Origin of the sequence: Terribacillus halophilus, assembly GCF_900101385.1 — a bacterium.
GTDB lineage: Bacteria > Bacillota > Bacilli > Bacillales > Amphibacillaceae > Terribacillus > Terribacillus halophilus.
This window is the reverse complement of record NZ_FMZB01000005.1, coordinates 107,326-120,584: the sequence shown is the minus strand read 5'-3', so window position 1 is coordinate 120,584 and position 13,259 is coordinate 107,326. Positions and strand designations below refer to the sequence as shown.

Sequence of the window (13,259 nt, the reverse complement as noted above, 5' to 3'; positions counted from 1 at the left end):
ATTTGATTACTTATTGTGATTTTACATCAATTTGTACGTACAATCAATCTCTTTTTTCAAACATAAACGTACAAGTTGATTAACTGGCACAAAAAAGCAGACACTTCCGAGGAAATGTCTGCTTGTCTTTATTTTTTTCTTTTAATCGGTGCGGGTTTCGTATTGGTCGGAATCAACGATTGATACGTTTCTCCATCCAGATTGGCCAGATGTTCTGCTTTTATTCCTTCTAGCAGATCGGGCTTTTGCAACAATTCCAGAGCGGATGCGGCCAGTACTTTTCCTGTGAACAGCATGCCTTTATGGGCAATGGATGACTTACCTTGGGTAACAAGCTGCCAGCTATGGAATGGTGTCGCAAATGCGCAGGTGGTGACATAAATTTGCCCAGTAGGGACAAGCCAGCTGACATCGCCTACATCCGTGGATCCTCTGAAGAAACCTGGTTCTGATGGAAAATCCAAAATGCCTCGCGACAGTATCTTATCCTCATTTTTCTGTATCGCTGCTTTTTCTTCTGCACTGAATGTTTGCTGCACCTCTTGGGCAAATGCATATTCTTCTTCTGTATAGCTAGGTGCTTCGGTCGCTTCCATATGCTTATGCATCAGCTTGCCTAACGTGGCATTTGGAATCAAGTCCGCTGATGACGCATCGAATTGGATCTCCATTTCGGTTCCTGTCATCAAGGCCGCTCCCCTGGCAACATCTTTAACCCGCTCCAGGATTGCTGCGACCTCACTTATTTTCGGAGCACGTATCTTATAAAGAACCTCTGCATTTGGCTGAACGACATTGGGGCTCATTCCGCCAGCGTCGGTTATCGCATAATGCAGCTGACCTTCCGGGATGATATGCTCCCGCAGGAAATTAGATCCGATGTTCATCAATTCGACAGCATCCAATGCACTTCTGCCCAGATGCGGACTGAATGCCGCATGACTGCTTGTACCGGTAAAACGGAAATACACTTGGCAAGTCGCAAGCATTCTTGCATGATAGACCTGATTTTCATCCCAAGGATGCCAGGTCAGTGCAACATCCACATCGCTGAAGAGTCCAGCTCGAGCCATGAAGGCCTTACCGCCTCCGCCTTCTTCAGCGGGGCATCCATAATAACGCACTGTTCCTTCCAGTTTGTTTTCTTCCATAAGCTGCTTCACTGCCATCGCTGCTGCCATTGCACCAGTTCCGAGCAGGTTATGTCCACATCCATGTCCGTTGCCACCTTCTACTATCGGAACCTTTGTTGCGCTGTCTGCCTGCTGGCTCAAACCAGATAATGCATCGAACTCGCCTAGAAATGCTATAACCGGCTTCCCGCTGCCGAAGCTAGCAACAAATGCAGTTTCCATTTCACCGGCATTGCGCTGCACATCAAAGCCTTCTTCTTCCAAAGTCGCCGCTAGTATTTCAGCAGATTGGACTTCTTCATATCTCGTCTCTGCAAAATCCCATATTCGATCGCTGACAGCAGTCAGCTCGTTTCTTTTGCCTTTCAGGATCTCCGATATACGCTCATAGACATTTTGACTCGTTAGCAAATTGGAATTCCTCCTGATAGTAGAATTCATTCACTTCTATTATAGCATTATAATTCTGAAAACTCAGTTAGCTAATTCTTATAGTATGCAAATAGACTCAAGCAAATGCTTGAGCCTGTATTAACTTAGCAACTTATCTCCTCATCTTAATCCCGTCAGCCTATTTTGAAGTCGGAAGCAGTTCTGTACACAATGCCAAAAACTCCCCCGCCATTATCTTAATCGTTTCACTCGATAGCATCTGATCCTCTGCATGTGCAAGAAGCAGCGAAAACGGCAGCATTTCTCCTGTTGCTTCTCTCTGAACAAAGGAAACATGCACTTTATGAATTTGGTTGTATGCTTTATCTCCTGATGCCATTGCAGATTTTGCACCCTCAAAATCTCTTCCTCTTGCCAATCGCATGGCCTCCACGTAATGACTGCGCGCTTCCCCTGCATACGCGATGATCTGAAAGGCTGCCCGCTGCATTTCTTCTAATGTCTCTTTCACCAGAGCACCTCCCTATTGTCGCTGTTTTGCTAGCTGCAGTGCTTTTTGCAATAACTTCTCTCCATCCGCAGTGCCATATAACCTTACATCCATCACATCAACTGGAATTCCATATGGCGCTGCTCGCTTTTCTGTTGCTCGTCTTGCAAATCGTACCTGAGGGCCTAACATAATGACGACTACTTCATCATGATGGGCTTGCAATTCTTCCTCTATTGCTCCTTCTGGAATAGCATAGATGTAATATTCTTCTCCTAAAGTCTCAGCTGCTTTTTTCATCTTGGATACAACCATTGATGTTGACATGCCTGCTGAGCAGGCTAATAGAATTCGCTTCATGCTGTTTCCTCCCCTTATTTGTATTCCTCTTCCGTTATGTTCAGCAACTTCGACTGAATGACTTGCTGATACCAGTATGCTGATTTCTTTAGCCGGCGGTTCCGGTCTTTCTCCAAATCAATTTCAACTAACCCATATCGGTTTTTGAACGCATTCATCGGCGATACATTGTCTGTAAATGCCCAGAGCATATACCCCAGGCAATTTGATCCCTCTTGGGTTACACGAAGCGTCTCTGCCAAATGCTCTCTGATGAAAGCAATCCGATAGTCATCCTCTATTCTGCCGTCGCCTCCTCGGAAGCGCTGCTCATTCTCTACACCCATACCGCTTTCAGCTACAAACCATGGCATATTCCCATACTCCTCTTTCATCCGCATCCCCATATCGTAAATGATTGACGGATAGATTTCCCACCCTCGATAAGGATTCATTTTGCGACCAGGCAGATCGAATTTATCATAGTAAAAAGCAGGGTGAAACGGAGTGTCCGTATGCCATTGATAGGCTGGTGCCTTCACACGATGCGGATAGTACAAATTCAATCCGACTATATCCACCGTATGCTCCTTTATCACAGCTAAATCTGCATCTGCTGCCTCAAACATGATGTTATGTTTTTTCAGCAGGCGAACTAATTCTTCTGGATACGTCCCTCTTATACTAGGATCCAAGAATACACGATTATAAAAGAGATCATATATTTCTGCTGCTTGTTTATCATGTGGTGCAGAACTTCTCGGATAGGTTACTTCTGGATTCAAAATGATACCGATTCTACTGTTATCTCGTTTATTAATCGGCAAAGAACGGAATAATGCAACAACCTTTGCTGTAGCTAAGGATTTGTGGTAATTCCATTGCATCCACTTCTTGGTATTTTGTTCATACGGGTAACGGATGGCATCCAAGTAAATCCGTGTTTGGGGGACGATTGGTTCGTTGAAGGTGAACCACAAATCCACCTTCTCTCCAAAGCGTTCCAGTGCGCGCTGTGCGTATAGTACAAACAAATTCACCACATCACGGGAGCTCCATCCATCATATTTCTCCAGCAAGTAAGCGGGCACTTCATAATGCTCCAAGCAAATCATCGGTTTGATTCCTTGGCTTAGAAGTTCATCAATCATGCTTTCCATATAAGCCGCATATGTCTCATCAACGATACCTTCCTCATAATCGATAAGAAAACGAGACCAATTGATAGAAGTGCGATAATGCGTCAGGCCGATATCCTTCATGTACCCGATATCTTCCTGATAACGATGATAGAAATCTGTCGCCACAGCAGGACCATAGCCGTTATGCCATACATGCCGATTTTGTTTGTACCATACATCCAAGTAGCTATCCTGGCCTTCTTTCTTTCCGCTCCAGCCTTCTGTCTGCCAGGCTGATGCTGCTGCACCCAGTATGAAGCGGTCTGGTATACGAATCTGCTGTGTCATATATTACCTCTCCCTTTCCATACTGTAAGCTGTCTGATGAGTGAAATCGGAATAATTCACTACACTATCTTCGTGCTGCTTTCATCATTGGAACCTTCGTCTAGTCTGCGTGTGCGGTTCGCAATGAAAATGAAAGGCAGATAAATCAAAATAGATGCCCCAATACAAATCAATTGGGTGACAACTGCCCCCCAGCTACCGCCTGTAGATAACCATGCATTGATGATTGGCGGTGTGGTCCACGGAACCATGACAACAGCTTTATCCGCAAATCCAATAACCGTTGCGATATACCCAATTGTTCCCGTGATAAGCGGGGTAATAATGAATGGAATTGCCAGAATCGGGTTCAGCATGACCGGTACGCCGAAAATGACGGGCTCATTAATATTGAAGATACCCGGTCCTGCCGACAATTTTGCAATGCTGCGCATCTCTTGTTTTTTTCCTGCAATGAATATCGCAGCAAGAAGTCCAATCGTGACACCGGAGCCTCCGATGTTCATGTAAACATCCCAAAAAGGCATCGTAATGATATTCGGGATCTCCTCACCAGCAGCATAAGCGTTCATATTGACAGTAATAGATCCTAGTAAAAGCGGCTCCCGGATTGGCTTGATCATCTGGTTGCCATGGATTCCTATCACCCAGAAGAATTGAGCAACGAACATTAGTAATAAGATTCCTGGCAATCCTTGGATAGCCGACTCCAAAGGACGCTGAATTAAGTTATACACTGCTTCATGCAAATAGATTCCTGTTAAACGATGAAATGCAAAGCCAAAGCTGGCTATGATCGTCACTGTAATAATCGATGGAAATAATGAAGCAAATGATGTCGTTACATTGGATGGAACGCTGTCAGGCATTTTTATGGTGAGTTTATCCATCTTGGAAAACCAGGTGAACAGCTCTACAGATATGAGAGCGATGAACATGCCTAGGAACAGACTTTTTGGATCTGAGAACTCCCTAGCTAATACATTAACCACTTCCTGAAAAGAACCATCGACCTCCAAAAATACCGTTGTTGGTATGACGGAGATATACGACATCAAGGCCATTAAACCAGGGAATAATGATTTGAGACCATTGATTCTGCCAAGCTCTATCCCGATCAAAACCACTGCTGCAATGGTAATGAAGTTTAGCGTCGCATAATTTATCGCGCTCATGATCCCTTGTAATTCAGCTAAGAATGAAAACATACGGAATGCAGCTAAACCAGTTTCTGGGTCCAGGATCATATTCTCGACTAGAACAGCAAACGCTCCGACAATGATTACCGGCATCAGGGTCACGAATGATTGCTTGATTGCTTTTATATGTTTCTGATTGGATATGGTATAAGCTACGCCTTCTAAGGCACCTGTGAATTTATCCATTTTCTTGCCCATCTGACTCTCCCCCTTCGCTTATACCAGAGTCTATTATAAAAGCGCTTACATTTACATACATTGTTTTTCCTCTTTCATAGGAAAACTATCAGCTTAACAGGGGGAGGCATGCTGCTAAATCCTGTGCTTGTATGAGCTGTTTCACTTTCTGCCTATCCTCGATAAAAACCACCATGCTCTCGTAAAGCTGTTGCAAACCCTCGTTATATTGTTTTGGCACACAAAAAAGGAATATGATTTGTACCTCATGGCCTCCCCAATCAATTGGCCGCTGTAACGTGCAGCAGAGCACAACCGGTTCATCCATTACCGGGTAAATAGGATGCGGGACTGCAACGAAGTTTTCCTGAAATGTAGGGGCCATCTCTTCTCTTTCCTTTATAAGCGCCAGCAGATTAGATGGAACAATAAAGCGTTTTTCCATTTGCGCAACCAAAAATTGTAATACATCATCACGCTTTGTATAGGATAGCTGCAAAAAGATATGATCTGCCGGGATATAGGCAGACAAGGTTTGCAATCTATCTGCAATGATCCGTTCAATATGACCTACATCAGAATCCCGAAGCAGCGTATGAACATTGATAATTGGTTTAGACAGTGTCTCCGGCAGCGGTACCGTAGTGATAATGAGATCAATATCTTCAAGTGACCGTCTTTGTAAATCCGCAGCGCTGCACGTGCCTGCAATTTCCATCCTGCCGCTAAATCGGGCTTGCAGCTTATAATACAGCAGCTGCGAACTGGCGATTCCTGTTGCACATACGACCAAAGCTCGTTTTTTCACCCGCTGACTTTCCTGTCTCTCCATCGCAGCTCCGACATGCAAAGCCAAGTAGCCAAGTTCATCCTCATTAATTGACACATCCGTCAGCTCCTGAAGTTTTTTCCCCATCAATACGCTGGCATCGAAAGCTTTCGGATATGCTTGTTTAATCTCAGAGAGCATCGGATTCCGTATCGTCAGTCCGTATTTAAAACGGTTTAATGCTGGTTTTAGGTGCAGAGCAATACCACTGAGAAGTTCATTATCATTAGCAAGTGAGAGCTGCATATGTTCATCTGCCACCCGAAGCAATGATGCTGAAATTTCAATGATGCGGGAATTCACTACCTTCGTAAAATCCTTCATTCCTTTGTCTTCGTAAGAGACTGATTTAGCTCCCAGTAAATGCATCGTCATGTATACGACTTCGTCTGTTGGCAGTTCTACTCCCAGTACATTCCCAACGCTTTTGGCCAGCTTCTGTGCAACTTGATATTCCTTCAACCTGGAAAGATGCTCTTTGTCTGATTTTGATATATCCGCCACTAAACCTGCGTCCATCCGTTCACTCGCTATCCAGATATGAATAACTAGATTATCAACGCCTATCTCCGTTACCAGCGTATCTTCTTCTTGGAGTACAGAAACAACCAAATGCCGGAGCTGCTGATACAATTGCCCCTTAAGCCCTGGTATCGTCGTATCTGCTTCAAGAAATGTACGATACACGTTTCGTAGCTGTCGTTCAGAACCAATGACACGTATCCCGTATCTTGGCTTCGTGATAACAGTAAGGCCCCTTCGTTCCAAATCCTTTTTTAACACTTTCAAATCATTCTTAATGGTAGATTCGCTGACATACAGTGTTTCTGCAGCATCCTCTAATTTGAGATAGGTCTTTCTTTGTAACAACAGAAGGGCTAATTTGGTGACACGGTCCGATTGATCCTCCATCTCCTGCGTCTGCATTTTCATGTGGTTATATGCTTCCGAATCTTGCAGAATCAATCTATACCCCTTCCCTCTTTTAGAATCGATGAACGCTCCAAATGTTGGCAATGTATTAGATAATACACGCATATCGGTCCTTACCGTTCTTGCTGTTACGCCTAGCATGCCAGCGATCTGTTCACCCGTATATCTGTCGCCAAGTTCTAACAATTTAAGAATGCCAATCTGTCTCTTTGACAGCAATTTGTATCACCCCTTCCTAAAAGATGATCTCATACAGATGCCCTATAAAAGAAGGTCCCTTTTTATGTTAATCTACTTAAATAAACGTTTACTTTGAAAAAGCAACAGAACCTTCTTTAAAGAATCGATACCACTGATCAATTTTCTCTTCTTCCCTAACTCTAAGTAAATTCAATATGTCCTTGGCGAATTCTAAAGGTGCGGTCCCATTAGCTGTAACCAGATTTTCCTCCCTTACAGATTGCGACTTGATATAGTATTGCTCGCCCTTGTAATCAAGAGCACCTGCTTGTAGGTATTCCAAGCTGTTGCTTGTATGCTTCACTCCTTCCAAGAAACCATATCTTCCAAGGAAGACTGTAGCATCGCAAATAGCAGCAACCGGTATATTACTTGCAGCACAATGTGCTACCAGCTCTTTTACCGGCACGGTTTCAGGCTGTCTCCATGTGTTGCCGCCAGGCAGGATGAGCATGTGAAAGTCGATCGTCTCTGTATCTGCCAAACTATAATCTGGGTGAACTCTAAATCCGCCGATAGATGAAACTGGTTGTCCATCCAGCGTGACGGTCTTCACCTGATAGTCTGAATGTGGTGCTTGCAGTTCTGCAGCTATATAGCTTGCTTCCCAATCTGCGTACTCGTCGATCAGTAACATAAGGACTGTTTTTTTCATCATGGCACCTGCTTTTTTGTTTTTTTAGACTTCCCGACTAAGAAACATGATTCTTTCTATTTCCTGGAATCCGTTTCGTTTATAAAATGTTTCGGCTGGTAATCCTCGGTCCGTCAACAATGTTATCGTCTTTGTATCTGCTGTTTTCAGCAAATAGTCCATCAGAGCCTTCCCGATGCCCTTATTCTGTTGATCGGATCGTACACACATCTCATTGATAAAGAATTCTTCTCCTGACCACCATTTCCTTTTCGTTCCAAAGATAAAGCCGATGACCTCTTCAGCTTCTACTGCAACAATACCTGTAAACCCTGGTGTTTGGTAGAAATCCAGCAAGTAAGATAATGCGGATTTTGCTGTCCAAGCTTCATTCCACGGTGCTTCATTAAAAACCTTAGCAAAGGTATCACTGCATGATTGCAGGTCCTCTTCCTTACAAATACGGATTTGCATAATGTGCCTCCTTACAGTTTCTTCGTCTTCACCATCGATGCTGTCTCATATCCCAGTCGTTTATATAAGTGCTGTGCAGCTGTGTTAGCCACAAATACATTCAATGCGAGATTGCCGATGCCTTTACGCTTTGCCACTTTTTCTAAATGTGTCAGTGCTGCACTGGCATAGCCCATTTTTCGGAATGCTTCATGTATATAAATATGGTAGATAAACGCCCTGTCTCGTTCTGCCTGGATGTTATACCAGATAATGCCGACATTCTCTTTCTTATCTTCACAAAATATATGCCCAATGAATTGATCTTTTTTTCTGTTCTCTTCTGACAATGAATTGTTAAGCTGGATCTCCGCATCCTTAAGGGCTGCTGCTTTCGGGATACCTAGATTAGCAGATACATTTTCTGCATAGTTAAGAATTTCAAATTCAATATAATGCTGCACTTCTTCCGTATTCATTTCTTTGAACATGACTGTCATATAGCTCATCCCCTATATTCCATATTTTTCTTTTCATTTTACAGGAATTAGTTACAGAAAAGAACACGATCTTAAACACAAAAATGACCTTCCTTGTTGAAGAAAGGTCTATTGAAAAAGATAAGCTATCAAAAATAAAGCTATTCTTCCGTAAACAAATGCTTCAAATACCCTTCTCGATTATGCAGGAATCCTTTCGTAATCTGATAATGCTCCGTCTCTTCGTAACCTACCGATTGTATTCCTTCCTCACTGAAATGCAGAATGTCCGCTCCTGGATATCCCAGGAGGATCGGCGAGTGCGTCGCGATGATGAATTGCACTTGCTTGGTTTTTTCCAAATCGCGGAGAATGCGCAGAAACGTCAGCTGCCGCTGTGGAGACAATGCTGCCTCCGGCTCATCAAGCAGATAGATGGCACGCTTGCCAAAACGGTTCTGAAACAAAGAAAGAAAAGCTTCACCATGGGATTGGTGATGCAACGATTTACCACCATAGGCATGGTACGATCCAATTTCATCAATATGGGAAGCAAAATGATAGAATGATTCAGCACGCAGAAAAAAGCCATTCGTCACTTTCGGCAGCCAAGATAATCGGATATTATCTGCAAGCGCTGCTTCGGATGCCTCTACTTCATATGTATTATTTCGTCCTCCCCCAGCTGTATGGAATCCGCATATATCGGCGATTGCTTCCATCAATGTTGACTTCCCACTCCCATTTTCACCAACAAAGAAAGTTACTGGCTTTGCCAATTCCAGTTCGTCGAGTTGCTGGATTGCCGGGATAGAGTAAGGATATGTATCTTGATGATAGCTGCTGTCCCGCAGCAGCTTCACTCTTTTTAAAAACAAATACTTCAGCTCCTTCGTCCAACTCTAAAAGTCAGGTTGTATTGCTTTTTTCATCCTGTAAAAATAAACGTAATGATAGATCAACTCTCCGATAAATAAAAACAAATAAGCAAGGAGCACATGCAGAATATCATTTAATCGAATCCATCCCAAAACCTTTGCCAGTACTACAAAAAGAAATAAGCTGCTGCCTGTCATCCAAGCGATTTTTATCTGGATGCTGTGGTAGGATAATCGCTCTCTGTCTTTCAACTGACGATTTCTTTTCCGAAGAACTCCCAATTTCAATATGAACCCTATCCCTACTACAAGACCTACATAGGTAAACACAGACATCGGTCATCACCTTTCCAGAGCCTCGAATCCTTTTTTACAAAAAGGATTCGAGGCTCTTCGTTTAATATTCCACTTTCTTATTAATCTTCCTGCCTCACTCTTCGTTCTGGATAGCTTAAGGCATTACGGGGCTGACTAAATACAGCACTTTTTCTTTGATTCTTTGATTGTCAGCTATATCTTCTTATATCAATTTATACGTAACTGTAACATCCATAGCCTATCCATTAACACATAGATGACTGCTGATGGAGATTGCATTTCTTAACATGCGATTGAATTTTTGCTTTTTTATTCATCTGCAAGTAATTCATCCTTCTCTTAAATAAATAATACTTTTAAACTATCTGTTGTTTATTATCTATTTCAATATTCACAGGCACGCCAGGACTTTCCCGTGACTGAAGTATCAATTCTCTTTTGCTACCGAGCTGAGCATGGAAAAAACACCCACATTCCGATAAAATATGTCTAGCATTACAGAGGAGGACCCGTATGGAACACGAGATGAAACCTGGCAGAACAAAAACCATCATGTATGATAACGAAAAAAATAAGATGGTGGAAATAGAGAAGCGTTTGGAAACTTTTGATGACGTTGGCGGCTTGGAGGATGTAAAGAAGAAAATCAGAACAGACTTTATCGTGCCAATTCAGTCACCTGAAATATTTGAAGCATTTGGGAAGAAAATTGGCGGAAGCCTTCTATTCTATGGACCTCCAGGCTGTGGGAAAACTTTTTTGGCAAGAACGGTGGCTGGCGAGATCAATGCCCGCTTTTTCCATCTTGATATCCAAGCAATCCTTTCCAAGTGGTTAGGCGAATCCGAACAAAACCTGCACGAGCTGTTTGAGGATGCAAGAAGACAGGCACCTTGTGTACTATTCATCGATGAACTGGACGCACTTGGCGGAAATCGCCAGCACATCTCTCACCATACCCGGACACTGGTGAACCAGCTATTAGTGGAGATGGATGGATCGGCATCCAAAAATGAAGGAGTTTATATCATCGGAGCAACCAACACGCCTTGGTATCTGGATCCCGCGTTGCGTCGCCCTGGCCGTTTCGATTCCCTTGTCTTTCTTCCACCTCCAGCACAGGAAGAAAGAGAAGCGATTCTGAAATTGAAGACGAAAGGGAAACCAACAGAGGATCTTCAGCTTGAGCTGGCAGCGAAATATACCGAACATTTTTCGGGAGCAGATCTGGAATATCTCGTCAAGGATGCCATTGATTCCGCGATTACAAGATCCTATGAAACTGGGACCGTTCAGCCGATGACAAATGAAGATTTACTGTACGCACTCGAAAGACGAAAGCCGACAACGTTGGAATGGTTCCACACCGCCAAAAGCTATGCGAAATTCAGTGACGCCAATCAAGAATATAAAGATGTGCTTGATTATATCTACAAGCACGATGTGAATTAAGGCAGGATGTCCATGTCACAATTAGTACCCAGTAAAGAAGAGGCCATCAAGTTTTATAATGATAATAATAAATATGGGGCCCACACTGTTAAAGAGTATGCAGAACAAGTTCTTCAGGAGGACCCAGCTTCTCCCCGGGGTCATTTCATCTTAGGTATCTATTATTTATATAGCTCACAAAATGAAAAAGCAATCGAGTGCTGGAATCATGCATTCAGCTTGGCTCCTACCAATCTCGAAGTAATTGATACGTATATTTCATATCATCGTATTGCAAACCTTGTTACAGAACGTTTAAAGGAAGTTATCGACTCATCTTTGCAGCTTTATCCTGATAATCCTTTCCTGCACTACGAGCGTGCATCAATATTTATACACATTGACACAGAAGAGGCCATCACTTCTTATAAAGAAGCAATTCGCCTAGCCCCGCAAGAAGCAGATTTTTCAGCTGAGTTGAGCATCCTGCTTAATAACCTGAACCGAGAAAAAGAAGCAGAGAAATATGAACGGCTCTCCTTGCAAGCGGATCCTGAAGACTGGCTTAACCTGAAGTTTTTTGCTGATATTGCCTACAGCCGCAAAAAATATAAAAAAGCACTCCAGCTGATTGAACATGCTATTCGGCTTGCTCCGGCACAGCCGGAGGTTCGAGAGTCTTATTTTAATATTATTCAGACAAGGAATCCATTCACACGAACAATGTTCCATATTGCAGACATCCTGTTCATTGTTCCGGCTGGCTGGCTGCAGACATTGTTCGGAAAGAAAATACAACTCAAATACTATCGTTATTTCGTCATGCTTCTGGAGAGCATCATTTTGTTTCTTTTGTTTGGGCCCTATGCTCTTGGGATTATTGGCGTATGGACTATTTCATTGTTTATTGGTCGCAAGCTTGCTAAGTCAGAAGTTTTGAAGAGTGGGATTACCGCTACAGAAGAGAACCGAATGATGGATAAGGCAGTCCAGAATCAACAGGAAGCAATCAGCGAACTGCAAGCAACGATCCAACCGAGGGCTAGCCAGCAGAAAGCAAAAACTTTATCCGAGGAAGAGTTGGAAAAGCAATTGCAAAGCATGTGGCAGGAAGCAGATATTACGGCAGTCAAAAACCGTCGTGCACAAGAAAAAGAACATGCCGCACATGTACCCGCATCAACTCAGCCAGTACCTTATAAAGAGATCAAGGAATATCGCCGCCTGCCTGCTTCCCTTTTGATCGGGGCCATAATGGCTGCTTATATCATCGTTAAATTTTATCCCATGTGGGAAACCAAGATGAATGCTGTACCAGTTGATCACGAACTACAAGCATCCATAACGGAGCATCATGCTGAAATGAAGGAAGAACAACAAGCAGAACGATTGGAAACAACTACTCAGGGTAGTATGGATACAGCAGAACAATTCTTGGAATTGGTGAATGGAACCGACGCTGGCGGAGTCATCGGGGAAGATCTGGCTGCCCGACTCCAAGAGAATGGAGCAGATCCCCTTGTGGATGCTTTGAAAGGCGCAACTATAACAAAAGAGATACAGCCTTATCAAGGACTTCCAATTTCCTATGTCCTGCTGACGAATGAAGCGGAAAATATGAAAGCCATCCTGGAAATCACTGGCGGAAAAGTTTTAAAAATATACGCAGAAAGCTGGAATGAAACAACGGAGGATCAAACGAAGTACAACCACTTGCTCATAAAGATGGACGAATGATTGAAATTCCACCAGAACTCCTCCCATTGTCACATGACAATACCTTCCATCTGAGCTACTATAATACTTGTGCACAGAAAAAGACCGCCCGGTGCTGCCAACACCAATCGGTCTGTCCAGAAATAGC

Annotated in this window: 12 protein-coding genes; 2 read left to right on the top strand and 10 right to left on the bottom strand. The window is 43.2% G+C overall.

The annotated features are described in order from the left end of the window. Window positions 1-128 precede the first annotated feature (128 nt). The 10 genes from BLQ53_RS10270 to BLQ53_RS10225 all read right to left on the bottom strand — a co-directional run bounded on the left by BLQ53_RS10270 (window position 129) and on the right by BLQ53_RS10225 (window position 9,646). On the bottom strand, window positions 129-1,544 hold the full coding sequence (locus tag BLQ53_RS10270) for an amidohydrolase (RefSeq protein ID WP_244499323.1): 1,416 nt from the start codon (window positions 1,542-1,544) through the stop codon (window positions 129-131). A 160-nt stretch (window positions 1,545-1,704) separates the two neighbouring features. After that, window positions 1,705-2,037, bottom strand: a complete 333-nt coding sequence (locus BLQ53_RS10265) for a PTS sugar transporter subunit IIA (RefSeq protein ID WP_244499322.1) — start codon at window positions 2,035-2,037, stop codon at window positions 1,705-1,707. Between the two features lie 12 nt (window positions 2,038-2,049). Then, a complete protein-coding gene (locus tag BLQ53_RS10260) occupies window positions 2,050-2,376 on the bottom strand; it encodes a PTS sugar transporter subunit IIB (RefSeq protein ID WP_093727221.1) in 327 nt (108 codons plus the stop codon). A gap of 14 nt (window positions 2,377-2,390) precedes the next feature. Further along, window positions 2,391-3,824 carry a glycoside hydrolase family 1 protein gene (locus BLQ53_RS10255; protein ID WP_093727220.1) on the bottom strand — a complete coding sequence of 478 codons (1,434 nt, stop codon included), beginning with the start codon at window positions 3,822-3,824 and terminating at the stop codon, window positions 2,391-2,393. 59 nt (window positions 3,825-3,883) lie between these two features. Further along, entirely contained in the window at window positions 3,884-5,221 is a 1,338-nt protein-coding gene (locus BLQ53_RS10250; RefSeq protein WP_093727219.1) for a PTS sugar transporter subunit IIC, read from the bottom strand. Window positions 5,222-5,309: 88 nt separating this feature from the next. Further along, window positions 5,310-7,181: a BglG family transcription antiterminator gene (locus tag BLQ53_RS10245; protein WP_093727218.1), complete on the bottom strand. Its 1,872-nt coding sequence runs from the start codon at window positions 7,179-7,181 to the stop codon at window positions 5,310-5,312. An 88-nt stretch (window positions 7,182-7,269) separates the two neighbouring features. Beyond that, on the bottom strand, window positions 7,270-7,857 hold the full coding sequence (locus BLQ53_RS10240; RefSeq protein WP_093727217.1) for a type 1 glutamine amidotransferase family protein: 588 nt from the start codon (window positions 7,855-7,857) through the stop codon (window positions 7,270-7,272). A gap of 24 nt (window positions 7,858-7,881) precedes the next feature. Continuing rightward, entirely contained in the window at window positions 7,882-8,310 is a 429-nt protein-coding gene (locus BLQ53_RS10235; protein ID WP_093727216.1) for a GNAT family N-acetyltransferase, read from the bottom strand. 11 nt (window positions 8,311-8,321) lie between these two features. Further along, entirely contained in the window at window positions 8,322-8,789 is a 468-nt protein-coding gene (locus BLQ53_RS10230; RefSeq protein WP_170829654.1) for a GNAT family N-acetyltransferase, read from the bottom strand. Window positions 8,790-8,929: 140 nt separating this feature from the next. After that, window positions 8,930-9,646, bottom strand: coding sequence for an AAA family ATPase (locus tag BLQ53_RS10225; protein ID WP_093727214.1), 717 nt, complete (start codon window positions 9,644-9,646; stop codon window positions 8,930-8,932). An 831-nt stretch (window positions 9,647-10,477) separates the two neighbouring features. Between BLQ53_RS10225 and BLQ53_RS10215 the strand changes: the two genes are divergently transcribed. Together BLQ53_RS10215 and BLQ53_RS10210 are read left to right on the top strand one after the other, a co-directional pair. Further along, window positions 10,478-11,416, top strand: a complete 939-nt coding sequence (locus BLQ53_RS10215) for an ATP-binding protein (protein WP_093727212.1) — start codon at window positions 10,478-10,480, stop codon at window positions 11,414-11,416. A gap of 12 nt (window positions 11,417-11,428) precedes the next feature. Then, the gene (locus tag BLQ53_RS10210; RefSeq protein WP_093727211.1) at window positions 11,429-13,132 is read left to right on the top strand and encodes a tetratricopeptide repeat protein; all 1,704 of its coding nucleotides are present in this window, start codon (window positions 11,429-11,431) and stop codon (window positions 13,130-13,132) included. Window positions 13,133-13,259 lie beyond the last annotated feature (127 nt).

Coding starts and splice junctions, on each gene's coding strand:
- BLQ53_RS10260 (WP_093727221.1), bottom strand. CDS start 2,376: ATGAAGCGAATTCTATTAGCCTGCTCAGCAGGCATGTCAACATCAATG.
- BLQ53_RS10255 (WP_093727220.1), bottom strand. CDS start 3,824: ATGACACAGCAGATTCGTATACCAGACCGCTTCATACTGGGTGCAGCA.
- BLQ53_RS10250 (WP_093727219.1), bottom strand. CDS start 5,221: ATGGGCAAGAAAATGGATAAATTCACAGGTGCCTTAGAAGGCGTAGCT.
- BLQ53_RS10240 (WP_093727217.1), bottom strand. CDS start 7,857: ATGAAAAAAACAGTCCTTATGTTACTGATCGACGAGTACGCAGATTGG.
- BLQ53_RS10235 (WP_093727216.1), bottom strand. CDS start 8,310: ATGCAAATCCGTATTTGTAAGGAAGAGGACCTGCAATCATGCAGTGAT.
- BLQ53_RS10230 (WP_170829654.1), bottom strand. CDS start 8,789: ATGACAGTCATGTTCAAAGAAATGAATACGGAAGAAGTGCAGCATTAT.
- BLQ53_RS10215 (WP_093727212.1), top strand. CDS start 10,478: ATGGAACACGAGATGAAACCTGGCAGAACAAAAACCATCATGTATGAT.
- BLQ53_RS10210 (WP_093727211.1), top strand. CDS start 11,429: ATGTCACAATTAGTACCCAGTAAAGAAGAGGCCATCAAGTTTTATAAT.